Source organism: Stenotrophomonas sp. 14P6.2.3 (genome assembly GCF_057799055.1).
The window spans coordinates 20,898-45,979 of the sequence record NZ_JBYOLA010000022.1; the positions used below are offsets into that span (position 1 = coordinate 20,898).

The following is a 25,082-nucleotide window of genomic DNA, read 5'->3' on the forward strand; positions in this document are numbered from 1 at the left end:
CGATGAATCGGATTTATCGCAAGGTCTGGAACAAAGCATTGGGTCAGTTGGTGGTGGCCTCGGAACTGGCCTCTTCCAGCTCATCAGGCGGGGTCGTCGACCAGCGCCGCAGTGCGACGGATGCCGCGCCGGCACGACTGGCCGCAGCGTTGGCCTTGGCAATGGGACTGGGAATGACCGGCATCGTTTCGGCGCAGTCGGTCGAGATTGGCGGCAGCGCGAACTGCGTGGTGCTCAACAGCAAAGTGGTGGACAAGTGCGCGGTCGATGGCACTGCCAGCGCCAAGGGCAGCAACGCGGTGGCGATCGGCGCGGGTACCAGCGCCACCGGTGCCAACAGCGTGGCGCTGGGCGCCGGTTCCAAGGCAGCTCGCGCCAACACCGTCTCTGTCGGTGATGCCGGCAAGGAACGGCAGGTGACCAACGTCGCCGCCGGTACCGCCGCCACCGATGCGGTGAACAAGGCGCAGCTGGATGCACAGGCACGCGCCACGCAGGCTGCGCTTGCGCAGGCGGCGGCCGAGGGCAGCCGCTATTTCAAGGCCGATGGCGCGGGTGACAACAGCGACGCGGCGAAGATCGAAGGCGAGGGCGCCATCGCGGTCGGCAGTGGCAGCCAGTCGCTGGCCAACGCCACCACTGCGGTCGGCACCCAGGCGATTGCTGCGGGCGTCGGGGCCAGTGCCTTCGGCCAGAACGCGCTCGCCTTCGGTGATGCCAGCGTGGTGGTCGGGCAGAGCGCGGCGGCATTCGGCCTGGGCGATACCGCCGTCGGTGCCCATGCCGTGGCCGCCAGCGAGAACGGCGCAGCCACCGCACTGGGTGCACTGTCCGAAGCCAGCGCCGATGGCGCCACGGCAGTGGGTGCAGGCGCAGTGGCCATGGGCCCGGGCAGCACCTCGCTGGGCCGCGGTGCAACTGCCGCCAACGAAGCCTCCATTGCCGTCGGTGCGTTCAGCACGGCGGCGGGCGAGTACAGCACCGCGCTGGGTTCCAACTCGGCCGCCGTGGCCACCGGCAGCGTGGCATTGGGCGCCGGCTCGCTGGCCGATCGCGTGGATACCGTTTCGGTGGGTGCGGTCGACTACGGCCTGACCCGGCAGATCACCAGTGTTGCCGCAGGTACCGAAGATACCGATGCGGTCAACGTCGGCCAGTTGAAGGGTGTGGCGGCAGTAGCCGATACCACCGCCAAGCGCTTCCAGGCCACCGGCAGCAGCAACAGCGATGCTGGCGCATTGGCCGAGGGAGATGACGCGCTCGCCGCTGGCGAAGCCGCCAATGCAATCGGCAACGGCACAACCGCCGTCGGTGCAGGTGCGACCGCTGTCGCGCAGAGCGCCACTGCAGTCGGCAACAACGCGCTGGCCTCGGGCCAGAACAGTGCGGCCTTCGGCAACAACGCGCAGGCAGTCGGTCCGGGCAGCGTCGCCGTCGGCGGTGCTGCGGTGGATGCTGATGGCAATCCGCTGATCACCAGTGGTGGCGTGCCGGTAGAGACCGGCGCCACCAGTGCCGGGGTCGGTGGTACCGCTGTCGGCGCCAGCGCCGATGCCGGCGGTTTCGCCGCCTCGGCGTACGGCGTGGGTGCCTACGCGGCAGGTGTGCAGTCGTCGGCGTTCGGCGCGGTCTCCAATGCCATCGGCGATTACTCAACGGCCGTCGGTACGCAGAGCAACGCTACCGGTACCAGCAGCGTGGCCATCGGTGGACCGGCCGATCTGATTCCGGGCCTGGGCTTCTTCGTGCAGACCCAGGCCAGTGGCGAAGCGGCCACGGCCGTCGGTGCCGGCGCGATTGCCAGCGGTGACCATGCCGTGGCCAACGGCAGCCTGACCGAGGCCTCCGGCACCGATTCGGTCGCAGTGGGCTACTTCGCCTACGCACCGGGCGAGAACGCCAGCGCACTGGGGGCGCAGACCTGGGCCAGTGGCGCGCAGAGCACCGCCGTCGGCTACTACGCCACTGCGCGGGGTGCCAACAGCGTTGCACTGGGTGCGAATTCCGAAGCGGTGCGCGCCAACAGCGTGGCCGTGGGCAGTGCCGGCAACGAGCGGCAGATCACCAGCGTGGCGGCCGGCAGCGAAGCCACCGATGCAGTGAACAAGGCACAGCTGGACGCCGTGGCCAGCACCGCCGACACCACCGCGCGCTTCTTCCAGGCGCAGCCGGAGAGCGGCAGCGATGCCGGTGCCTATGCAGAAGGCGAGGGTGCCGTAGCGGCGGGTTCGGCCAGCAACGCCATCGGTGCCGGCGCGCTGGCGCAGGGCGCAGGCGCTGCGGCCATCGGCGCCGACAGCGTGGCCCTGGGTCGCAATACCTTCGCCGACGGTGACGGTGCAGTGGCCGTGGGTGGCCTCGGCCAGGCGTACGACGAATACAACCAGCCCCTGCTGGATGACCAGGGCAATCCGGTGCAGATCGGCACCACCGCTTCGGCCGGTTCCACCGCCGTCGGCAATGCCGCGCAGGCGACCGGTGCCAGCAGCAGCGCCTTCGGCAATGCTGCACAGGCCACCGGCGACAACAGCTTCGCGGCAGGCGGCAAGTCGCGCGCTACCGGCAGCTATGCCGTCGCCATCGGTGACAGCGCCTTTGCCAAGTCCGACGACAGCACCGCCGTGGGTGGTTACAGCACCGCCAGCGAGGAGGGCGCCACCGCTTTTGGCGCCGGTGCCTGGGCCACCGGCCGCAATGCTTCGGCGTTCGGTCCGGCGGCATGGGCCAGCGCCAACGGTGCCACCTCCATCGGCTACAACAGCTGGGCCAACGGCATCAGTTCCACCGCTGTCGGCCGCGGCGCCTTCAGCTACGGCGACAACAGTGTTGCGCTGGGCTTCCAGGCGTTGGGCAACAGCATCAACAGCATCGCCATCGGCACCAACACGGTGGCTGGCGGTGAAAGTGCGATCGCCCTGGGCGCGGGCAGCGCGGCCAGTGGCAACAACGCGGTTGCGCTGGGTGCCGGTTCGGTGGCCAGCCGTGACCGCAGCGTGTCGGTGGGCAGCGCCGGCAACGAGCGGCAGATCACCAGTGTGGCGGCCGGTACCCAGGCCACCGATGCGGTGAACAAGTCGCAGCTCGACGCGGTTGCAGCCAGTGCGGCGACCACCGGCAAGTACTTCCAGGCCAGTGGCAGCGCCGACAGCGATGCCGGCGCCTACGTGGAAGGTGACAATGCGCTGGCCGCCGGTGAATCGGCCAACGCCATCGGCAACGGTGCAACCGCGCTGGGCAGTGGCGCCAATGCGCTGGCCAGCAATGCACAGGCCATCGGCTTCAATGCGCTGGCCACAGCAGCCAATGCCAGCGCCATCGGTGCCAACGCGCAGGCGACCGGCGAATACGCCACCGCGCACGGTGCCGAGAGCGAAGCCAGCGGCGAGCAGAGTGCGGCCTTCGGTGCGGCCTCGGTGGCCAGCGGCGCTGGCAGCACCGCCACCGGCGTGTTGTCCGAGGCCAGCGGCGAGGAAGCCGTGGCGGTGGGCTACTTCAGCAACGCCAGTGGTGAGGCGGCCACGGCGGTCGGCAGTGAAAGCGTGGCCAGCGGCACCGCTTCGGCCGCGTTCGGCATCGGCGCCGAAGCGACCGGCGGCTACAGCACGGCCATCGGTGGCTACGCCAACGCGTCGGCATTCAACGCCACTGCCTTCGGCAACTTCGCCAACGCCTCCGGCTCCAACAGCGTTGCGCTCGGCGGCGATTCGGAAGCATCCGGTGCCTACAGCACCGCCACCGGCCAGGGCAGCCTGGCTACCGGCACCAATGCCGTGGCCGTCGGTGGCTCGTTGTTCGGCCTGCTGGCGACCGAAGCATCCGGCGACTATTCCACCGCGGTCGGCGGCGGCGCCTATGCGCCGGGCACCAACAGCACCGCGCTGGGCAATGCGGCGGAATCGCGCGGTGCCAACAGCGTGGCGCTGGGTGCCGATTCGATTGCAGACCGCGACAACACCGTGTCGGTCGGAGGTGGCGGCAACACCCGCCAGATCACCAACGTGGCAGCGGGTACCCAGGGTACCGATGCAGTGAACAAGGACCAGCTGGACGCAGTGGCCGCCGAAGGGGCCAAGACCAGCAAGTACTTCCAGGCCAGTGGCAGCGCCGACAGCGATGCTGGTGCCTACGTGGAAGGCGACAGCGCGCTGGCTGCGGGTGAGGCCGCCAATGCGATCGGCACCGGCGCCACCGCGCTCGGCAGTGGCGCAACGGCGGTGGCCGCGAACGCCACGGCGGTGGGCTTCAACAGCCTGGCCAGCGGCGGCAACGCGGCCGCAGTGGGCAACAACGCGCAGGCGACCGGTGAAGACAGTGCCGCGCTCGGCAACGGCGCGGTGGCCAGCGGCATCAGCGCCACCGCCACGGGCACCGCTGCAGAGGCCAGCGGCGTCTACAGCACCGCCAACGGTGCGGAGGCTGTCGCCAGCGGTGCGCAGTCGCTGGCCAGTGGTTTCCGCAGCGCGGCCTCGGCCGATGGCACCACCGCCATCGGTGGTTACAGCGAAGCCAGCGGCCGCCTTGGCACCGCGCTGGGCTACGGCTCGGCGGCGACCGGTGCCAACACCACGGCTGTCGGCTTCGGTGCAGCAGCGGCAGGCAGCGGCGCGGTCGCCGTCGGTCAATCCAGCGAAGCCAGCGGCGATGAGAGCGTGGCCATCGGTGGCAGCACCTTCTTCGGCCTGGTGCCGTCGCGTGCCAGTGGCTACGGCGCAGCGGCGTTCGGCGCCGGTGCCTGGGCCACCGACGACTACGCCACCGCCATCGGCTGGAACTCGTGGGCCGATGGCGCCGAGTCCACCGCGCTGGGTGCCAGCGCTACCGCCAACGGTGCCAACAGCGTGGCCCTGGGCGCAGGCTCCAAGGCCGACCGTGACAACACCGTGGCCGTCGGCAGTGCCGGCAGCGAACGCCAGGTGACCCACGTCGCCGCAGGCACCGAAGGCACCGATGCGGTGAACAAGAACCAGCTCGATGCCGTCGCTGCCACGGCGAACAAGACCAGCAAGTACTTCCAGGCCAGCGGCAGCGCCGACAGCGATGCCGGTGCCTACGTGGAAGGCGACAACGCACTGGCTGCCGGTGAAGCGGCCAATGCGGTCGGCAACGGCGCCACCGCGCTCGGCAGTGGTGCCACGGCCGTGGCCGCGAACGCGACCGCCGTGGGCTTCAACTCGTTGGCCACGGGCAGCAATGCGGCCGCGGTGGGCAGCAATGCACAGGCCACCGGCGCAGACAGTGCCGCACTCGGCAACGGCGCGGTAGCCAGTGGCATCAGCGCTACCGCCACCGGCACCGCTGCACAGGCCAGCGGCGTCTACAGCACGGCCAACGGTGCGGAGGCTGTCGCCAGCGGTGCGCAGTCGCTGGCCAGTGGTTTCCGCAGTGCGGCCTCGGCCGATGGCACCACCGCCATCGGTGGCTACAGCGAAGCCAGCGGCCGCCTCGGCACCGCGCTGGGCTACGGCTCGGCGGCGACCGGTGCCAACACCACGGCTGTCGGCTTCGGTGCAGCAGCGGCAGGCAGCGGCGCGGTCGCCGTGGGTCAATCCAGCGAAGCCAGTGGCGCAGAGAGTGTCGCCATCGGTGGCAGCACCTTCTTCGGTCTGATTCCGTCGCGTGCCAGCGGTACCGGTGCGGCCGCCTTCGGTGCCGGTGCCTGGGCCACCGACGACTACGCCACCGCAATTGGTTGGAATGCGTGGGCCGATGCGGCTGACAGCACCGCTCTGGGTGCCAGCGCTACGGCCAGCGCAGCCAACAGCGTCGCCCTCGGCGCAGGCTCGAAGGCGGACCGTGCCAACACGGTGGCCGTCGGCAGCGCAGGCAGCGAACGCCAGGTCACCCATGTTGCCGCTGGCACCGAGACCACCGATGCGGTGAACAAGGGCCAGCTGGATGCAGTGGCCAGTGTCGCCGACAAGACCAGCAAGCACTTCCAGGCCAGTGGCAGTGCCGACAGCGATGCCGGGGCGTACGTCGAAGGCGACAACGCGCTGGCCGCGGGTGAAGCGGCCAATGCGATCGGCAACGGCGCCAGTGCGCTCGGCAGCGGTGCCACCGCGGTTGCCGCCAACGCCACCGCAGTGGGCTTCAATGCGCTGGCCAGCGGCGCCAATGGCGCTGCGCTGGGCAATGCGGCACAGGCTACCGGCGTGGACAGCGTGGCGCTGGGCAGCGGTGCTGTCGCCAGCGAGCTCGGCGCCAGCGCCACCGGCGCCGGTGCGCAGGCCAAGGGTGCCTACAGCACCGCCAGCGGCGCGCAGTCCACCGCCAGCGGCACGCAGTCGCAGGCCAGTGGCTTCCGTGCCACCGCAACGGCCGACGGTACGTCGGCGCTGGGCAGCTACGCCGAGGCCAGCGGTCGCCTCGGTACGGCTGTCGGCTACAGCGCCAAGGCAACCGCCGCCGGTGCCACGGCGGTTGGCTTCGGTGCCACCGCAAGTGCCGCCAACAGCACGGCGCTGGGCGCGTCGGCAGTGGCCGATCGGGCCAACACGGTATCGGTGGGCAGTGCGGGCGCGGAGCGGCAGATCACCCGCGTTGCCGCCGGTACCCAGGCCACCGATGCAGTCAACCGCGCGCAGCTGGATGCGGTCGCTTCCACCGCAGACACCACCAGCCGCCACTTCCGCGCCAGCGGCAGTGGCACCGCAACCGCCAGCGGCACCGACGCTGTGGCCATCGGCTCGGCGGCCAACGCCGGCGGTGCACGCAGCAACGCACTGGGTGCCAATGCCTCGGCCATTGGTGGCGGCGCGCTTGCGCTGGGTGCCAACAGCGGCGTCACCGGGGCCAACTCGGTCGCCCTCGGCACCGGTGCGCGCGCCCTGGAAGCCAACGTGGTGTCGGTCGGTGGCGGCAACGGCACTGCCGGCCCTGCCACGCGCCGCATCGTCAACGTCGCCGATGGCCGCATCACCGCCGGCAGCAGCGATGCCGTGACCGGTTCACAGCTCAACGTCACCAACCAGCGCGTGGGCGCGGTGGAAACCCGGGTCGGTGATTTCGACTCGCGCATCGCCACCGTTGAAACCAGCGCGGCCAGTTCGGTCGGCTACGACGACGCCAGCCGTGACCGCCTGACCCTGGCCGGTATCCAGGGCACCACCATCGACAACGTCGGCGCCGGCAGCATCGCCTCCGGCAGCCGCCAGGCGATCAATGGTGGCCAGCTGTTCCAGTCGCTCAGCGATGCCGCCAGCTTCCTCGGCGGCGGTGCCAGCGTCGGCATGCAGGGGGTGTTCGTTGCGCCGAACTATGTGATCCAGGGTTCCACCTACAGCAACGTCGGCGACGCACTGGGCGCACTGGACCGCAAGGTCAGCGAGATCGATCGTCGCACCGCCAGCGGCACGCGTTCCGGCGCGGCCAGCCTGCGTTCGATGGCCGCTCCGCTGGACGCCGACGCGGCCAGCGCGGCCACGGCTTCGGCCACCGCCGATGCGAGCCTGGCGGATAGCGGATCGGCAACGGCCACCCGTGTGCAGGGCACCCCGACCGCAGCCAGCGCAGGCAGTGCACAGCCGGCACTGGTCGCAGGCGGTGGCATCAACGCCGTCGCGATGGGGGATGGCGCTGTCGCCAGTGGTGCATCGTCCACCGCGGTCGGCCAGGGCGCGAGTGCAACGGCAGCCAATGCGGTGGCGCTGGGCCAGGGCTCGGTTGCCGATCGCGCGAACACCGTCTCGGTCGGCAGCGAGGGCAACGAACGCCAGGTCACCAACGTGGCGGCCGGTACCACCGCAACCGATGCGGTCAACAAGGGCCAGCTGGACCGTGGCATCACCACCGCCAACGGCTACACCGACAGCCGCGTGCAGGCGGTTACCGACAGCTTCGATGTGTTCAAGGGCGAAGTGGATGGACGCCTGCGTCACATGGATCGCCGCATCGACCGTCAGGGCGCGATGAGCTCGGCGATGCTCAACATGGCCACCAGTGCCGCCGGCATCCGTACCCAGAACCGGGTCGGCGTCGGCATCGGTTTCCAGGGCGGCGAGTCGGCCATGTCGCTGGGCTACCAGCGTGCGATCAGCGATCGCGCCACGGTCACCATCGGTGGTGCCTTTAGCAGTGATGACAGCTCGGTCGGCGTTGGTGCCGGCTTCGGCTGGTAAGTGCGCAACAACGTGCCGGTGGGCAACCCCATCGGCACGTCGAGCAGTGAGCGCCAAAGGGGCGTGGCCGGCAACCCTGGTGGGCCAGCCAGGGCAGTCGCAGGGAGTGATGGCCGTAGTGAGCTCCGTCCGTGCAACGGGCGGAGAAGGAAAGCTCAACCATGACCTTGAAGAGGATTTCGAACGTGACCAAGAAGCAGACCCTTCGCATCAATGTGCTGGCTGCCGCCATGCTGTCTCTGACTGTCGGCGTCGGTGCGGCGCATGCGGCCAAGCCGGGCGTGGCCAAGGAACCGGCGCGCGTGGCCAGCACTGCCCAGCAGAGCGTGGACGGCATCATCGTGAAGTACCGCAACGGCACTGCTGCCGCCAGCGATCGTTCGACCAAGCTCTCGGTCGTGCAGTCGGCGTTGTCGCGTGCCATCGTCAGCAGCGGCACCACCAGCCGTGCTGCGGCACTGTCTCCGCTGGTGGAGCGCAAGCTCGGTGCCGGTGGCGACCTGATCCGCCTGAAGTCCAAGCTGGGTTCGGCCGACATGCAGAAGGTGCTGGCTGAACTGAATGCCGATCCGTCGGTGCAGTACGCCGTGGCCAACGTGCGCCTGCAGCGTTCGGACCTGCGTGCCACCAACGCGCAGCCGGCACTGGTGCCCAACGACCCCAACTACGCGCAGTACCAGTGGAACTTCTTCAATGCCACCGGTGGCGTGAACGCACCGGCCGCATGGGATCTCTCGCAGGGCGAGGGCATCGTGGTCGCCGTGCTCGATACCGGCATCCTGCCGGGCGTGCCGGACTTCGGCAGCAATCTGCTGGAAGGCTACGATTTCATCAGTGACAAGGAATCCTCGCGCCGCCCGAACGACGGCCGCGCGCCCGGTGCCACCGACTACGGTGACTGGGTGGAAACGGCCAACGAGTGCTACACCGGCTCTGAACCGGAAGGCAGTTCCTGGCACGGCACGCACGTTGCCGGCACCGTTGCCGAGGTGACCAACAACGGCAGCGCCCTGGCGGGCCTGGCCTACAAGGCCAAGGTGCTGCCGGTGCGCGTGCTGGGCAAGTGCGGTGGCACCCTGGCCGACATCAGTGACGCCATCACCTGGGCCTCCGGTGGTACCGTGCCGGGCATTCCGGCCAACACCAACCCGGCCGAGATCATCAACATGAGTCTGGGCGGTGGCGGCGCATGCGATGCCGCCTACCAGGACGCGATCAACGGCGCGGTGTCGCGCGGCACCCTGGTGGTGGTCGCGGCCGGCAACGAAACCGACAACGCATCCAAGTACCGTCCGGCCAGCTGCAACAACGTGGTGGCGGTGGGTGCGACCCGTGTCACCGGTGGCATCACCTATTACTCCAACTACGGCACCGCGGTCGACCTGTCGGCCCCGGGCGGTGGCGGCAGCGTCGACGGCAACCCGAACGGCTACATCTGGCAGGTCGGCTCCAGTTCGGAAACCACCCCGGACGCTGGTGAGTGGGTGCTGATGGGCAAGGGCGGCACGTCGATGTCCTCGCCGCATGTTGCCGCCGTGGCCGCCATGGTGCAGAGCGCGTTGATCGCCAAGGGCAAGGAACCGTTGGCCCCGGCCGCACTGGAAACGCTGCTGAAGCAGAGCGCGCGCAAGTTCCCGGTGACCATCCCGGCGGCGACCCCGATCGGCACCGGCATCCTCGATGCCAAGGCCGCGCTGGATGCCGCGCTGAAGGAGCCGTGCACCGAGAACTGCGAGCCGGAGGGCATTCCGCTGACCAACAAGGTGACCGTGGGTGGCTTGGCCGGTGCGGCCGCCAGCGAAACCGTCTACACCTTCGAAGCGGCGGCCGGCAAGACGCTGAGCGTGCTGACCTACGGCGGCAGCGGCAACGTGTCGGTGTATCTGGCGCAGGGCCGCGTGCCCACCGCGACCGACAACGATGCCAAGTCGACCCGCCCGGGCAATACCGAAACCGTGCGCGTAGCCAAGCCGGTGGCCGGTACCTACTACATCAAGGTGGTGGGTGAGGCCGCTTACAGCGGGGTGAGCATTCTGGCGACCCAGTAATAATCGACTGTCGTAAATGAATAAGCGAGGCCCGTCACCTGTGTGACGGGCTTCGTCTTTTTACGAAAGAAGAATCGGAGAGGGTGGAAACCACGGCTTAACTGCTAAAGTCGGGACGATCGACAGGAGAGTCACGTGAACGCGCTCGCTGCCACCGCCATCGACGACACTGAAGGCCGCATCCTCGATGCGCTGCTGGCACGTGGTCGGCTCAAGGAAGGAGATCTGGCGCGTGCGCGGCCACTGCATGCCGAGGCCGGTGGCAGCCTGCTCGGCCTGCTGGTCCGGCTTGGGCTGGTGTCCGAACGTGACCAGGCGCAGGCCAGCGCCGATGTGCTGGGCCTGCCGCTGCTGGAAGGACGGCAGCTGCCTGAATCGCCGCCGCAGGCACTGGCCGAAGGCCTGCCGCTGTCGCTGCGCTTCCTCAAGCAGTTCCACGTATGCCCGCTGGCGCTGGATGAACACGGCGTGCAGCTGTGGCTGGCCGACGCCCACGATCCGTACCCGCAGCAGGCCGTGCAGCTGGCATTGGGCGTGCCGGTAACGCCGCTGCTGGGCATGCGCGCCGAGATCGATGACCTGGTCGAGCGCTGGTTCGGCCAGGGCCGCAGCGCGATGGGGGCGATCGTGGAAACCGCCGATGGCGAAGGCGGTGCAGTGGACGATATCGAGCACCTGCGCGATCTCGCCTCGGAAGCGCCGGTGATCCGCCTGGTCAACCTGGTGATCCAGCGCGCGGTCGAACTGCGCGCATCGGACATCCACGTCGAGCCTTTCGAGAACCGGCTCAAAGTGCGTTACCGCGTCGATGGCGTGCTGGTCGAAGGCGAGAGCCCGCCGGCCAACCTGACCGCCGCGGTGATCAGCCGCATCAAGATCATGGCCCGGCTCAACATCGCCGAGCGCCGCCTGCCGCAGGACGGCCGCATCATGCTGCGCGTGCAGGGCAAGGAACTGGACCTGCGTGTCAGCACGGTGCCCACCGCGCACGGCGAAAGCGTGGTGATGCGCCTGCTCGATCGCGAGACGGTGGTGTTCGACTTCCACCGGCTGGGCTTCACCGATGCCTTCCTGCCGCAGTTCCGCAAGGTGCTTGAACAGCCGCACGGCATCCTGCTGGTGACCGGCCCAACTGGTTCGGGCAAGACCACCACGCTGTACACCGCGCTGAGCCAGCTCAACACCGCCGACGTCAAGATCATCACCGTTGAAGATCCGGTCGAGTACCAGATCGAGGGCATCAACCAGATCCAGGCCAAGCCGCAGATCGGGCTGGATTTCGCCAATGCGCTGCGCAGCATCGTGCGCCAGGATCCGGACATCATCATGATCGGCGAAATGCGCGACCTGGAAACCGCGCGCATCGCGATCCAGTCGGCGTTGACCGGCCACCTGGTGCTGTCCACGCTGCATACCAACAATGCCGCGGGCGGCATCACCCGCCTGCTCGACATGGGCGTGGAAGACTATCTGCTCACCTCCACCATCAACGGCATCCTGGCCCAGCGCCTGGTGCGCCGGCTGGAACCGACCCACGCCGAGCGTTATGAAGCCTCGCCGGAAGAGATCGAGCGCTTCGACCTGCGTCGCCTGCAGCCGCAGGGAACGATCCACCTGTATCGGCCGAAGCCGTCGGCACTGGCGCCGACCGGCTACCTGGGGCGCACCACCATCATGGAATTCCTGGTGATGAACGACGCGCTGCGGCGTGCGGTCATGCGCCGCGATGGCATGGGCGAGATCGAGCGCATCGCCCGTGAAGCCGGCATGCGCACCATGTACGAGGATGGCCTGAGCAAGGCCCTGAGCGGGCAGACGACCCTTGAGGAAGTCCTGCGCGTGACCGAGGAAGGCTGATGCGCGCGCAGGGACGACGCTGACATGCCGAACTACCGTTACAAGGCGCTCAATACGCACGGCGAGATCTTCGACGGACAGATGGAAGCGGCCAGCGAGGCCGATCTGGTCGCTCGCCTGCAGGACCAGGGCCATCTGCCGATGGAAACGCAGCTGGCCGACGGTGGTGCGGTTGGCGGCAGCAGCCTGCGCGGCCTGTTCCGCCAGCGTCCGCTGCAGGGTGCGGCATTGCTGCAGTTCACCCAGCAGCTGGCGACGCTGCTCGGTGCCGGGCAGCCGCTGGACCGCGCGCTGTCGATCCTGCTCAGCCTGCCCGAAGACGAGCGCTCGCGCCGCGCGATCACCGACATCCGCGACGTGGTGCGCGGTGGCGCGCCGTTGTCGACCGCGCTGGAGCGCCAGCACGGCCTGTTCTCGCGCCTGTACGTGAACATGGTGCGCGCCGGTGAAGCCGGTGGCAGCCTGCACGACACGCTGCAGCGCCTGGCCGATTACCTTGAACGCAGCCGTGCGCTGCAGGGCAAGGTGATCAACGCGCTGGTGTACCCGGCGATCCTGCTGGTGGTGGTGGGCGGTGCGCTGCTGTTCCTGCTGGGCTATGTGGTGCCGCAGTTCGCACAGATGTACGAAAGCCTGGACGTGGCGTTGCCGTGGTTCACCAACCTGGTGCTGCAGCTGGGCTTGTTCGTACGCGACTGGTGGGTGCTGCTGCTGGTGGTGCCGGGCGTGCTGCTGCTGTTGTTCGAACGCAAGGCGCGGCAGCCCGTGTTCCGTCTGGCACTGGATGGCTGGCTGCTGCAGCGCCGCGGCATCGGCCGCCTGCTGGGCGAACTGGAAACCGCGCGGCTGGCGCGCACCCTGGGGACATTGCTGCGTAACGGCGTGCCGCTGCTGGCGGCGCTGGGCATCGCCCGCAACGTGCTCGGCAACCGTGCGCTGGCGGCCGATCTGGAAACCGCCGCCGACGAGGTCAAGAACGGCACCGGGCTGTCGCTGGCGCTGTCGCGCGGCAAGCGCTTTCCCCGGTTGGCGCTGCAGATGATCCAGGTCGGCGAGGAGTCCGGCGCACTCGATACCATGCTGCTGAAAGCTGCTGATACCTTCGAACAGGACAGCGCCCGCCGCATCGACCGCCTGCTGGCGGCGATGGTGCCGGCGATCACCCTGGTGCTGGCCTCGGTGGTCGGTGCGGTGATCGTGGCCGTGCTGGTGCCGTTGTACGACCTCACCAACGCCATCGGCTGACGATGGCCTCCCTCGCAACCCCGACATCCCGTACCTGAAAGGACCGACCATGATTGCTTCCCGTCGACCGATCCGCCTTTCCTTCACCGCCGCACGCCACCAGTCGGGCATGAGCCTGCTGGAGATCATCATCGTCATCGTGCTGATCGGCGCGGTGCTGACCCTGGTCGCCAGCCGCGTGCTCGGCGGCGCCGATCGCGGCAAGGCCAACATCGCCAAGGCGCAGGTGCAGACCGTGGCCTCCAAGGTCGACAACTACCAGATCGACACCGGCAAGCTGCCTGCCTCGCTCAACGACCTGGTGACCGCACCGGCCGGCGTCGGTGGCTGGCTGGGCCCGTATGCCAAGCCTGCCGACCTCAACGACCCGTGGGGCCACGCGCTGGAGTACCGCGCACCGGGCGAAGGCCAGGCGTATGAGCTGATCAGCCTGGGCAAGGATGGCAAGGCCGGCGGCAGCAGCGTCGACGCTGACATCCGCTACCAGCCGTAAGCACGCATGCTGCTTTTCCTGCCGCGCCGGTTGTCACGCCCGCGCCTGCACGGCAGGCGCGCAGCAGGCCTGTCGCTGCTGGAAATGCTGCTGGTGATCGCGTTGATCGCGGCCATCGGCCTGATCACCGCCGCTGGCATGTCGCGCGGCTTTGCTGGCATGCAGCTGCGCAGTGCCGGCAAGGACATCGCCAACCAGCTGCGCATGGTGCGCGCGCAGGCGATTGCCCGCGGTGAGCCGCAGCGCTTCGTGATCGAACCGGCACAGCATCGCTGGCAGGGCGCCAACCAGCGACACGGCGAAGTGCCGGCCAAGCTGAAGGTGCAGTTCGAAGGTGCCGCGCAGTTGGCCACCGCACCCGGTCAGGGCGTGATCGAATTCCATCCCGACGGTGGCTCCAGCGGCGGCCGCATCCGCCTGCAGCTGGAGAGCGCCGAGTGGCGCATCGATGTGGGCTGGTTGACCGGTGAAGTCCGTTCCGGACCGTGGCGGGCGCAATGAGGTCGCGCGCCCGTGGCTTCACCCTGCTTGAAGTGATCGTTGCCTTCGCACTGCTTGGGTTGGCACTGACGCTGTTGCTGGGCAGCCTGTCCGGTGGCGCGCGCCAGGTGCGTGATGCCGAGCTGCGCACGCGCGCGGTGCTGCACGCGCAGTCGTTGCTGGCTGCCGCTGGCGTGGAAACGCCACTGCAGGCCGGCAGCCAACAGGGCGAGTGGGAGCAGGGGCGATATCACTGGCAGCTGCAGGTGCAGCCCTGGGCCGAGCCGCGCAGTGGTGCGCTGCCCGCTGCGCAGTCGCCGGGTACGCCTTGGCTGGCGGAACTGCAGCTGCAGGTGCGCTGGGGCGACGGCGAGCGCGAGCAGTTGCGCTGGCGCAGCCTGCGCCTGTTGCCGCCTGCGCTGGAGAATGCGCGATGAGGCGCCGCGCGCGGGGCTTCACCCTGATCGAAGTCATGCTGGCCACCGTGCTGCTGGCCGGCGGCCTGGCGTTGGCGTTCGCCAGCGTGCGCTCGGCGATGGCGATCAGCCAGCGCGGTGAGCAGATTGCCGCGCAGAGCGAACGCATGCGCGCAGTGCAGGCCCTGCTGCGGCGCCAGCTCGCCAGCGCCCTGCGCAGCCCGCTGGAAGTGCCCGATCCCACCCGCGAACCGGTGTTCTTCCAGGGCGATGATCGGGGCATGCAGTTCGTAGCCGATCTGCCGGGCTATCTCGGTCGCGGCGGCCCGTACCTCCATGCGCTGCAGGTGGATGGCGCAGCCGGCCACCGCCGCTTGCTGCTGGAGCTGGTGCTGCTGCAGGAAGGCGAGCGCATCGAAGAGAGCCCGCCGCGCCCGCCCGAAGTGCTGGCGGAGGACTTGAAGGATGTACGGCTGCGCTATCGCGGTGTCGACGCCAGCAACGGGCAGATGACCGAATGGTTGCCACGTTGGGATGACACCCGGCGCCTGCCGCTGCTGGTGGAAGTGCAGATCGTGCCAAGCAGGGGCACGCCGTGGCCGCCGCTGGTGGTGGCACTGCGCGCCGGCGGCAGCGGAGGCGCGCGATGAAGCGTCCACGTGGTGCCGCGCTGGTACTGGTGCTGTGGCTGATCGCGCTGATGACCGCGCTGGTCGGCGCTTTTGCGCTCAGCGCACGGGTCGAGCACCTGCAGCAGCGGGTGCTCGGTGATGATGCACGCGGCCAGGAGCGCGCGCGCGCGGGCCTGGAATACGCACTGCTGCGGCTGCAGCCAGACCCGCAGCGTCCGCCGTGGCAGGCCGACGGCCGGGCCTATCGTTGGCAGTTCGACGACGCCCGCATCGAGATCCGGGTGCTGGACGAGAACGGCAAGATCAACCTCAACCTGGCGGATGCGGCCCTGCTGTCCGCATTCATGCAGGCACTGGGCGAGCCGGCTGAAACCGCCAGGCAGTTGGCCGGTGCGATCATCGACTGGCGCGACGAAGACAGTCTGCTGCAGCCCGGTGGCGGTGCCGAGGCGCCCGAGTACGCCGCCGCAGGCCTGCCCTACGGCCCGCGCAACAAGCGCTTTGAAACCCTGGGCGAACTGCAGCGGGTGCTGGGAATGCGCGGGTCGCTGTACGCCGCGATGCTGCCGCACCTGACGCTCTACAGCCGGCAGGCGCGCCCGGATCCACGCTTCGCCGGTGGCCCGGTGTTGACGGCAATGGGCCTGGATGCGGAACAACTGCTGGCGCAACGCGCCCAGCAGGAGCGTGACGGAGATAACGCTGCGGGTGCATCGGCGCTTGCCAGCAGCAGTGGCACCTATAGTATCGAGTCCCGCGCCACTGACGGCAGCGGACGCCTGTCGGTGCTGCAGGCGGTGGTGCGCAACGGATCGGGCGGGGTGCCCGGCCGGACCTACACAGTGCTTCGCTGGGAGCAGGGAATGGCAGCAAGATGACGGCTTGGCAGGACAGTCTGCGGCAGGTGCAGGGCCAGATCGGCCCCGGTGCCGGCCGTTTCCTGCGCTGGTGGCGGCAGTCGTTGCTGGCCTGGGTGCCGATGCGCTGGCAATGGGCGCTGGGCTGGTCGCAGACCCGCCTGCTGCTGCAGTGCGAAGACGGGCAGCTGCAGGTCTGGCGCGAAACCGGTGACGGCCTCGAGCCCGTGGCCCGTCTTCCGTGGCCGCTGCAACCGGCGGACCTGGACCGCGTGCTGGAGCCGCGCCTGCGCAGCCTGCCACGGGTGTGGCTGCTGCCCGCCGGGCAGGTTCTGCGGCGCACGCTGCGCCTGCCCGCCGCGGCCGGTGACCGTCTGCGCGCGGTGGTCGGCTACGAGATCGACCGGCAGACACCGTTCGAAGCCAGCCAGGTCAGCTATGACATCCGTGAACTGGGCAGTGCCGGCGAAGGCCTGCTGCAGGTGGAACTGGTGGCGTGGCCGCTGCGTCAGCTCGATGACTGGCGTGCGCAGATCGGCGACTGGGCTGACGCGCTGGCCGGTGTTGATGCGATCGATGCACAGGGCCGCACGTTGCAGGTCAACCTGCTGCCGCCCGCGCAGCGTCAGCAGCGGCCGGACCCGATGCGGCGCTGGAACCTGCTGCTTGCCGCAGCGGCGCTGGTGATGCTGGTGCTGGCGGCGATGCAGCTGCTGGACAACCGCCGCGCTGCTGTCGATGCACTGCGCGAAGAGGTCGAGCGCAGCGCCCGCAGTGCGCGTGGCGTGGCCAGCGAACGCAGCCAGCTGCAGGCGCTGCTGGACGGAGCGGCGTTCCTGGAAACACAACGCAACCAGCGCGCCAGTACCGTTGAAGTGTGGAATGAGCTGACCCGACGCCTGCCCGATGGCACCTACCTGGAAAAACTGGCGATCGAGAACAACAGCCTGCAGCTGATCGGCCTCAGCAGCGAAGCATCGCAGCTGGTTCCGCTGCTGCAGGACGCGCCGCAATGGCGCAAGGTCAACCTCACCGGCGTGCTGCAGGCCGATGGTGCCGCCAGTGGCCGCGACCGCTTCACCCTGACCGCCGAGCTGCAGCCATTGCCTTCGGCGGCACCTGCGCCCGCAGCCGCCCCGACTGAAACCACGGAGGCGGCCCATGCCGATGCCAAGCGCACGCCGTGACCGCTGGTTGGCACTGGCACTGCTGTTGGCAGTGCTGGGCCTGGCCTACCTGCTGCTGGTGCACCCGTGGTTCACCCAGCCATTGCTCGCGATCGACGCCGATGCCGCTGCCCTGCGCGAACGCCAGCAGCGCGTACAGGCGCAGCTGCAACAGCAGCCGCAGATCGAACAGAGGCTGCGCGCGACCCGCGACGCCCTGCAGCAGCGCCCGGGGTTCCTGCAGGAAGCCACCGCCGAGGCCGCTGCGGCCGCGCTCGGCGCACGCCTGCAGGATGCGGTGGCGATGGCCAGCCCGGGCAACCGCAGCTGCACCATCAGCAACCGCACGCCATTGAGCGACAACCGTCGCGATGCCGCCTTCGTGCGCGTGGCCATGCAGGTGCGCCTGCGCTGTGGCGTGGCCGAACTGGCCACCGTCCTGCACAGCCTGGAGACCGGCAGCCCGCGCCTGTTCGTGGACAACCTCAACCTGATCGCACAGCGCTTCCAGCAATCGCCGAACGAATCCGGCCTCGGTCTCGATGTGTCCTTCGAGCTGGCCGGCTACCTGTTGCCAGGTGCGGCTGCCGATCCCGCCACAGCGCCCGTGACCACGCCACCTGCAGCGGCGCCGGTGGTGTCGCCGCCGGCACCTGTACCGGCACCGGCGGATCAGCCTGCTGCCGATGCGCAGGAGGTGGCCGATGAAGCTTGAACAGATCAACCTGCGCACCGGGCTGTTGCTGGCGGTGGCCGGATGGGCCGCTGCGACCTGGCTGGCCACCGGCTTCGGCCTTGGCAGCCAGCTGCCCACGGTCAGCACGGAGGGCGATGCCCAGGCCGCGCTGCCGGCGTTGCCTGTGCTGGCGCCCGAACGCATGGCCGGCGCAGACAGCTACAGCGTGATCAGCGAACGGCCCCTGTTCGCCGAAGACCGCAAGCCGCGCCCGTATCTGCTGGGGGGCAGCGAAGCCGCCGCCAGCCCCGCGCTGCGCCTGACCGGCGTGCTGCTCACCCGCGATTTCAGCATGGCCACCTTCACCACCGAGCAGGGCCGCTCGCTGCGCCTGCGCCTCAATGGCGATGCAGTCGATGGCTGGCAACTGGTCGCCTTGGAACCACGCCAGGCCACGGTGATCGGCTCCAGTGGCAGCCAGGTGCTGGAGCTCGCCGTGTTCAATGGCCAGGGCGGTGAAGCGCCGACGGTCCTGCGCGGGGCCAATGGCGCACCGCCTGTGCCCGGCGCGGTGGTTCCGCCGCCGCCGCCACAGCCGGCGCCCAGCCAGACCCAGCCCAACCCACGTGCCACCGATGGCAACGTGGCTCCCGCGTCGCCTGCACCGGCCGCGGCCGCCGCGCCACCTGCCAACACCAACGGTCCCAGCGAAGCGCAGATGCAGGCCATCCGCGAACGCATCCAGGCCCGCCGCCGTCAGCTGCAGCAACAGCAGCAACAACCGTCGCCGCCCCCGGGCGATGGCACCAACCGATAGAGTGAATGCATGAATCTGCGTTTTCTTCCCTGGTCCCTTGCCCTGACACTGCTGGTCGGCTGCAGCACCGTGTCCGCCCCGCATGTGCAACGCAACGGCAACCTGCAGCCATCGGCCAGCGCCGGTCAGGCCGCCACCGATGCGCAGACCGAAGCGGCCGATCAAGCCCAGGGGACGCCGCAGGCGGTGATCCGCCGTGGCACCGGCACCATGATCAACCGCGAGGCCGCGCGCAAGCCGTCGCCCGCGTTGCATGCGGCCAGCTCCGGCGAAGCCACCTTCAACTTCGAGGGCGAGTCGGTGCACGCGGTGGTCAAGGCCATCCTCGGTGACATGCTCGGCCAGAACTACGTGATTGCCCCGGGGGTGCAGGGCACAGTGACCCTGGCCACGCCCAAGCCGGTATCGCCGGCACAGGCACTGAACCTGCTGGAGATGGTGCTGGGCTGGAACAACGCCCGCATGGTCTACAGCGGTGGCCGCTACAACATCGTCGCCGCCGACCAGGCACTGGCCGGGACCGTGGCGCCGAGCACTGCGCCCGCCTCCAGTGCACGCGGCTTTGAAGTGCGCGTGGTGCCGCTGCAGTTCATCTCCGCCACCGAGATGAAGAAGGTGCTGGAGCCCTATGCGCGGCCCAATGCCATCGTCAACGTCGACAGCGGCCGCAACGTGATCACCCTGGGCGGCACCCGTGCCGAACTCGAGAACTACCTGCACACCGTCGAGATCTTCGACGTCGACTGGCTCTCGGGCATGTCGGTGGGCGTGTTCCCGATCCAGTCCGGCAAGGCCGAGCAGGTCGCGGCCGATCTGGAAAAGGTATTCGGCGAGGAGAGCAAGACGCCCAGCGCCGGCATGTTCCGTTTTCTGCCGCTGGAAAACGCCAACGCCGTGCTGGTGATCACCCCGCAGGTGCGCTACCTGGACCAGATCCAGCAGTGGCTGGACCGCATCGATACCGCCGGTGGCAGCGCGCGCCTGTTCTCGCATGAACTGCGTTACATCAAGGCACGCGATCTGGCTGAACGCCTCAGCGAAGCCTTTGCCAGCAGCGGCAACCGTAGCGGCGCCGGCCCGGCATCGCTGGCACCGGGCGCCATTCCGTCGCAGCTGGGCAGTGATGGCGACCGCGGCATGGACGCCAACAACGGCAGCAGCTTCAACAACACGGTGGGTGGCGGCAGCAGCAGCGGTAGTGGCAGCAGCGCCGGCAGCCTGAACCTGCCGCAGCGCCAGTCGGGCAACGTCAGCATCAGCCTGGAAGTGGAGGGCGATCGTGTCGGCGTGTCGGCGGTGGAAGAGACGAACACGTTGCTGGTGCGTTCGACGCCGCAGGCCTGGCGCTCGATCCGCGAGGTGATCGAAAAGCTGGACGTGATGCCGCTGCAGGTGCACATCGAAGCGCAGGTGGCCGAGGTCGGGCTGACCGGCGACCTGAAGTACGGCGTGAACTGGTACTTCGACAACGCCGTGGCAGGGCGCGCGCTGACTGGAGCATTGGCTGGGCTGTCCCTGCCGGCGGCGGCCGGCGGATCCTGGAACACCTTCGCCGGTGCGGTGACCGGCACCGATGGCGCCGGTTGGGCATTTACCGGGCACAACGGTGCGGCCGTGGTCAGCGCACTGGACAAGGTCACCGACGTGCGCCTGCTGCAGACACCCTCGGTGTTCGTGCGCAACAACGCCGAAGCCACGCTCAACGTGGGCGACAAGGTGCCGATCAACACCACCACGGTCAACACCGGCATCGGCACCAGCAGCTACAGCTCGGTGCAGTACATCGACACCGGCGTGATCCTGAAGGTGCGCCCGCGCGTAACCCGCGACGGCACGGTGTTCCTGGACATCGTGCAGGAGATCAGCAGCGCCTCCGACGTACCGGAGAACTGCAATCCGCAGGAGCGCAACTGCAATCCGCGCATCTCCACCAAGAAGCTGGCTACTGAGGCGGCGGTGCAGAGCGGGGACACCATCATGCTGGCTGGCCTGATCACCGATTCGGCCACTGATGGCAGCAGCGGCATTCCCGGCCTCAGCCGGATTCCGGTGTTGGGTGCGCTGTTCGGCCAGAAGAGCCGCACCAGCCGTCGTTCGGAGGTGATCGTGCTGCTGACCCCGACCATCGTCCGCAACGGCCAGGAAGCACGCAACCTGACCGACGAATACAGCCAGCGCTTCCGCGCGATGGAGCCGCTGAACCAGCCGGGCTCAAAGAAGTAAGGGGGTTCGGCCGGGCTGCGCCCGGCACCTGCCGAAGCCGAAGCCGAAGCCGAAGCAACGGCAGCAGCAACAGCAACAGCGGGTTTACTGGGGGAGGGCGGGGCACTGTGGGTTTGCGGGGACGCCGTAAATACGTCCATGTAGGCTTGGTCGCCGCATCCATGCGGCTCACACCCCGCAAACCCACAGTGCCCCACCTTCGACAGTTGGCCGGTGGCCAGTAGATCCACGCCATGCGTGGATGAATCTCTTTCAGATATCGAATGAAATTCTGGGGTCAGATCCGTTTTCCTGCGGAAAACGGATCTGACCCCAAGAGTCGTTCCGACAGTTCGCGGGAAACTGTCGAAGGCGGGGTGTGTCCGGTGGCGGGGGCGTGAGCGCCATGGATGGCGCGACCGAGCCTACAGGGACGTATTTACGGCGTCCCCCGCCACCGGACACACCCCGCCATCCCACAGGAAACCCGCTTCGGCTGTTGCTGTCGCCGTTGCTGCGGCCTCTGCAGGTGCCGGGTGCAACCCGGCCGACACCCACCCGATGCTACGCTGTGGCCACCGACAACCACGGAGGCGGGATGGGGGCGATCGTGTTGTTGCCGCTCGGCGTGGACGACGCGGTGCTTGACCGCTGCCTGGCCGCGCTCGATGCCGGTACCGCAGCGGGGACATCGATCTGGCTGGGCGATGACGCGCAAGCCGGGCCACGTGCACAGGCGGTGGTCGAACACTGGCTGGCACATACGCCGCTGCAGGCCGAATACACCCGCCGCGCCAGACCCCTCGGCGAGGTCGCCCATCTGGACGAAATGCTGCGTGCCTGCGACGGCCTGGACGTCGCGGTGCTGGCCCCGGACAGCGTGCCTGCACCGGGATGGCTGCAGCAGTTGCAGGCCACCTTCGCTCGTGACGCCGCCATCGCCACCGCCACGCCGTGGTGCAATGTGGGCGAAACCGCTGCCTGGCCGCGGCTGGGTGAACTCAACCCCGAACCGAGCGACCCGGCGCTGTTGGCCCACGTCTGCGCGGCGCTGCCGACCCTGCATCCTGAACTCCCCTCGGCAGTCACTCATGCGGTGCTGGTGCGCGCCAATGCGCGGCGGCGCGCCGGTGGCCTGGATGCAGAAAGCTACCTGGGCTGGAACGCGGCGCTGGTCGATCTGAGCCTGCGCATGGCCGGCCTCGGCTGGCGCAACGTGTTGTGCGAAAACGCCTTCGTCAGCCGTGCCAGTGAAGCGCCCAGCCGCGACGGCGATCTGGAGGCACTGGCCGCGCGCTGGCCGGGCTGGGTACCGCGGCTGGCTGACTTCCTGATGCATGATCCGCTGCACACGCTGCGCCAGGACCTGCAGCACAACCTGCAGCAGGCGATAATGCCGCGCGGGCAGGGCGACCTGTTCGTGCCGCCATCACCGCTGGAGCCGCCTGTTTGAATTCCGCCATTGCCGCCATCGTCGTCACCTACCAGAGCGGCAGCACCATCGATGCCTGCCTGTCGCGACTGCGCCAGGCGCAGGACGTGGCCGAGATCCGGGTGATCGACAACGGTTCGCTGGATGACACCCTGGAAGTCATACAGCGCCACGCCAGCCACGATCCGCGCGTGCGTTTCATTGCCAACCCGGACAATCCCGGTTTCGCCGCAGCGAACAATCAGGGCGTTGCTGATTCACGCAGCCCGTGGCTGGCCTTCATCAATCCCGACCTGATGGTCGAAATCGATACCCTCGCCGCACTGCGTGACCGCGCCGGTGCGGTGGGCGACAGTCTGCTGGGTGTGGAGCAGGTGGACGAGCACGGCCAGGCCGATGACGCGGTAAGGCGTCGTGATCCGGACTTCCTCGCCATGCTGCGCTCGCCCGGGCGCGGCGCGCGGTTGGCCATTGCCCGCGACCCGGTGCAGCCGTTGCAGCAGGTACCGGCGTTGTCCGGTGCGCTGCTGCTGATGCCGCGCGCCTTGTTTGATCGCATCGGCGGCTGGGATGCCGGTTACCGGCTGCATGCCGAAGACCTGGACCTGTGCCGCCGCGTGCGTGATGCCGGTGGCGTGGTCGCCATCGCCAACGACCTGAAGGTGACCCATGTGCGCGGGGTGTCCAGCCGTTCGCGGCCGTTCTTCGTGGAATGGCACAAGCATCGCGGGCTGTGGCGCTACTTCAGCAAGTTCGAAGGGCCGCAGCGGTCGTTGCCGGTGCGGGTGGCAGTGTGGGGCGCGATCTGGGCCCACGCGCTGGTGCAGGTACCGAGGCTGCTGCGCAGGTCACTGTAACCCGCTGCGTCAGGATCATCCACGCATGGCGTGGATCTACTGCAGAGCCACGCCGTGCGATAGGGCTCCACCTCCCCGCGGACCCCGGTTCACCCCTACAGGCGCATAATTCCAGCCATGCCTATCATCCAGTCCCTGCTCGACACCGACCTGTACAAGTTCACCATGATGCAGGCGGTGCTGCACCAGCACCCCGGCGCGCAGGTTCAATACCGTTTCAAATGCCGCACACCTGGTATCGAGCTGGCCCGCTTCATCGACCAGATCGATGAGGAGATCGACCACCTGTGCAGCCTGCGCTTCAGCAATGAAGAGCTGGACTACATGCGCGGCCTGCGCTTCGTGAAGCCGGATTTCGCCGACTTCCTCGGCCTGTTCCACCTGGATCGCAAGTACATCCAGCTGCGTGCGTCGAAGACGGTGCCTGGTGAGATCGAGCTGGATATCACCGGTCCGTGGTTGCACACCATCCTGTTCGAAGTGCCGCTGCTGGCGATCATCAACGAAGTCTGGTTCCGCAACACCACCACGGCGGATTTCGCCGAAGGCGAACGCCGGCTGCAGGCCAAGGCCGCGCTGCTGCGCGATACCCCCGGCTTCGAACAGTGCCGCATCGCCGACTACGGCAGCCGCCGCCGCTATTCGCGCGACTGGCATGCGCGCCTGCTGCCGCTGCTGCGCGACGCGCTGGGCCCGCAGCTGGTCGGCACCAGCAACGTGCACTTCGCCCGCCTGTACGGCATGACCCCGCACGGCACCATGGCCCACGAATACCTGCAGGCATTCCAGGCGCTGGGTCCGCGCCTGCGCGATTCGCAGGTGGCGGCACTGGAATCGTGGGCGCGCGAGTACCGCGGCGACCTCGGCATCGCGCTGTCCGACGTGGTCGGGCTGGATGCGTTCCTGCGCGACTTCGACATGTATTTCTGCAAGCTGTTCGATGGCGTGCGCCATGATTCCGGCGACCCGTTCGATTGGGGCGACCGCATGCTGGCCCACTTCCAGCAGCGCCGCGTCGACGCGCGCAGCAAGGTGCTGGTCTTCAGCGATGGGCTCGACATCACCAAGGTGATGCGCCTGTACGACTACTTCCGCGGCCGCTGCCAGGTGGCGTTCGGCGTGGGTACCCATCTGACCAACGATCTGGGGCCGACCCCGCTCAACATCGTCATCAAGATGGTCCGCTGCAATGGCCAGCCGGTGGCCAAGCTCAGTGACTCACCGGGCAAGAGCATGTGCGATGACCCGGGTTACCTGTCCTACCTGCGGCAGGTGTTCGAACTGCCGGACCCGGCTCAGGGGTAGTCGACCACCACCAGATAGGCGCCTCGCAGCGGTTGGCGCTGGGAGGCTTCCAGGCGATAGCGCTCGGAGAACGACAGGTCGCCGGCACGCATCGTGCGTGCGGCCACGGCCAGCTGCTGGCCATGGCGACCACCTTCGCGCAGCGTTGCCGTTTCACCTTCGCCCAGCGCCGTCACCGCCACCTTGGCGCCCTTGGCCGACGGCGGGCACGCTTCCAGGCTCAGCTCCTGCTGGGACAGGCGCGTCGTGCAGCCGGGATCGACGATGCGACCGCTGAAGCGGACGCTTCCGCTGCTGGCCTGGGCCAGTGCGCTGACGGACATCAAGACCACGCACAGCAGGATCGAGCTCTTCATGACACGTTCTCTGGTTCGGTGTGTCCTAGTTAGCGACAACCGCGAACAGTCATTGATAGGCAGTGTTTCGTTCTGCTAGGGCCATCACCCGAGAAGGGTGATGTGCGTCAAATAACGCCGTTTTTA

17 protein-coding genes are annotated in these 25,082 nt (G+C 68.5%); 16 read left to right on the forward strand and 1 reads right to left on the reverse strand.

What is annotated here, in order from left to right; translation table 11 throughout:
* Positions 1-2 precede the first annotated feature (2 nt).
* The 16 genes from AC27VL_RS15715 to pncB all read left to right on the forward strand — a co-directional run bounded on the left by AC27VL_RS15715 (position 3) and on the right by pncB (position 24,600).
* A complete protein-coding gene (locus tag AC27VL_RS15715) occupies positions 3-8,117 on the forward strand; it encodes an ESPR-type extended signal peptide-containing protein (RefSeq protein ID WP_488767280.1) in 8,115 nt (2,704 codons plus the stop codon).
* A 161-nt stretch (positions 8,118-8,278) separates the two neighbouring features.
* Complete coding sequence (locus AC27VL_RS15720) at positions 8,279-10,165, forward strand: S8 family peptidase (RefSeq protein ID WP_488767282.1); 1,887 nt, start codon at positions 8,279-8,281, stop codon at positions 10,163-10,165.
* 135 nt (positions 10,166-10,300) lie between these two features.
* The gene (gene gspE, locus AC27VL_RS15725; protein ID WP_100462854.1) at positions 10,301-12,022 is read left to right on the forward strand and encodes a type II secretion system ATPase GspE; all 1,722 of its coding nucleotides are present in this window, start codon (positions 10,301-10,303) and stop codon (positions 12,020-12,022) included.
* Positions 12,023-12,046: 24 nt separating this feature from the next.
* Positions 12,047-13,267, forward strand: a complete 1,221-nt coding sequence (gene xpsF / locus AC27VL_RS15730; RefSeq protein WP_488767285.1) for a type II secretion system protein XpsF — start codon at positions 12,047-12,049, stop codon at positions 13,265-13,267.
* A 49-nt stretch (positions 13,268-13,316) separates the two neighbouring features.
* On the forward strand, positions 13,317-13,760 hold the full coding sequence (gene gspG / locus AC27VL_RS15735; RefSeq protein WP_032951922.1) for a type II secretion system major pseudopilin GspG: 444 nt from the start codon (positions 13,317-13,319) through the stop codon (positions 13,758-13,760).
* Positions 13,761-13,766: 6 nt separating this feature from the next.
* On the forward strand, positions 13,767-14,261 hold the full coding sequence (gene xpsH / locus AC27VL_RS15740) for a type II secretion system protein XpsH (RefSeq protein WP_100551523.1): 495 nt from the start codon (positions 13,767-13,769) through the stop codon (positions 14,259-14,261).
* Positions 14,258-14,677, forward strand: a complete 420-nt coding sequence (xpsI, locus tag AC27VL_RS15745; protein ID WP_100551524.1) for a type II secretion system protein XpsI — start codon at positions 14,258-14,260, stop codon at positions 14,675-14,677. Before xpsH ends, xpsI begins: the two co-directional genes overlap by 4 nt.
* Positions 14,674-15,306 (forward strand): type II secretion system protein J, encoded by a 633-nt coding sequence (locus AC27VL_RS15750; protein WP_100462858.1) that lies wholly within the window; start codon positions 14,674-14,676, stop codon positions 15,304-15,306. The genes xpsI and AC27VL_RS15750 overlap by 4 nt, the downstream gene beginning before the upstream one ends.
* On the forward strand, positions 15,303-16,166 hold the full coding sequence (locus tag AC27VL_RS15755) for a type II secretion system minor pseudopilin (RefSeq protein WP_100551525.1): 864 nt from the start codon (positions 15,303-15,305) through the stop codon (positions 16,164-16,166). The genes AC27VL_RS15750 and AC27VL_RS15755 overlap by 4 nt, the downstream gene beginning before the upstream one ends.
* On the forward strand, positions 16,163-17,332 hold the full coding sequence (locus tag AC27VL_RS15760) for a PilN domain-containing protein (protein WP_488767288.1): 1,170 nt from the start codon (positions 16,163-16,165) through the stop codon (positions 17,330-17,332). Before AC27VL_RS15755 ends, AC27VL_RS15760 begins: the two co-directional genes overlap by 4 nt.
* Positions 17,307-18,026: a type II secretion system protein GspM gene (gene gspM / locus AC27VL_RS15765; RefSeq protein WP_488767290.1), complete on the forward strand. Its 720-nt coding sequence runs from the start codon at positions 17,307-17,309 to the stop codon at positions 18,024-18,026. The genes AC27VL_RS15760 and gspM overlap by 26 nt, the downstream gene beginning before the upstream one ends.
* Positions 18,016-18,804, forward strand: a complete 789-nt coding sequence (locus AC27VL_RS15770; protein WP_100551528.1) for a general secretion pathway protein GspN — start codon at positions 18,016-18,018, stop codon at positions 18,802-18,804. The genes gspM and AC27VL_RS15770 overlap by 11 nt, the downstream gene beginning before the upstream one ends.
* Before the next feature lie 9 nt (positions 18,805-18,813).
* Positions 18,814-21,027 carry a type II secretion system secretin GspD gene (gene gspD, locus AC27VL_RS15775; protein ID WP_488767292.1) on the forward strand — a complete coding sequence of 738 codons (2,214 nt, stop codon included), beginning with the start codon at positions 18,814-18,816 and terminating at the stop codon, positions 21,025-21,027.
* 577 nt (positions 21,028-21,604) lie between these two features.
* Entirely contained in the window at positions 21,605-22,459 is an 855-nt protein-coding gene (locus tag AC27VL_RS15780) for a glycosyltransferase family 2 protein (protein WP_165376236.1), read from the forward strand.
* A complete protein-coding gene (locus AC27VL_RS15785) occupies positions 22,456-23,295 on the forward strand; it encodes a glycosyltransferase family 2 protein (RefSeq protein ID WP_488767294.1) in 840 nt (279 codons plus the stop codon). Before AC27VL_RS15780 ends, AC27VL_RS15785 begins: the two co-directional genes overlap by 4 nt.
* Positions 23,296-23,412: 117 nt before the next feature.
* The gene (pncB, locus tag AC27VL_RS15790; protein ID WP_100462865.1) at positions 23,413-24,600 is read left to right on the forward strand and encodes a nicotinate phosphoribosyltransferase; all 1,188 of its coding nucleotides are present in this window, start codon (positions 23,413-23,415) and stop codon (positions 24,598-24,600) included.
* Here the strand turns inward: pncB and AC27VL_RS15795 are convergent.
* Complete coding sequence (locus AC27VL_RS15795) at positions 24,591-24,956, reverse strand: hypothetical protein (RefSeq protein ID WP_488767296.1); 366 nt, start codon at positions 24,954-24,956, stop codon at positions 24,591-24,593. The genes pncB and AC27VL_RS15795 overlap by 10 nt on opposite strands.
* Between the last annotated feature and the right edge of the window lie 126 nt (positions 24,957-25,082).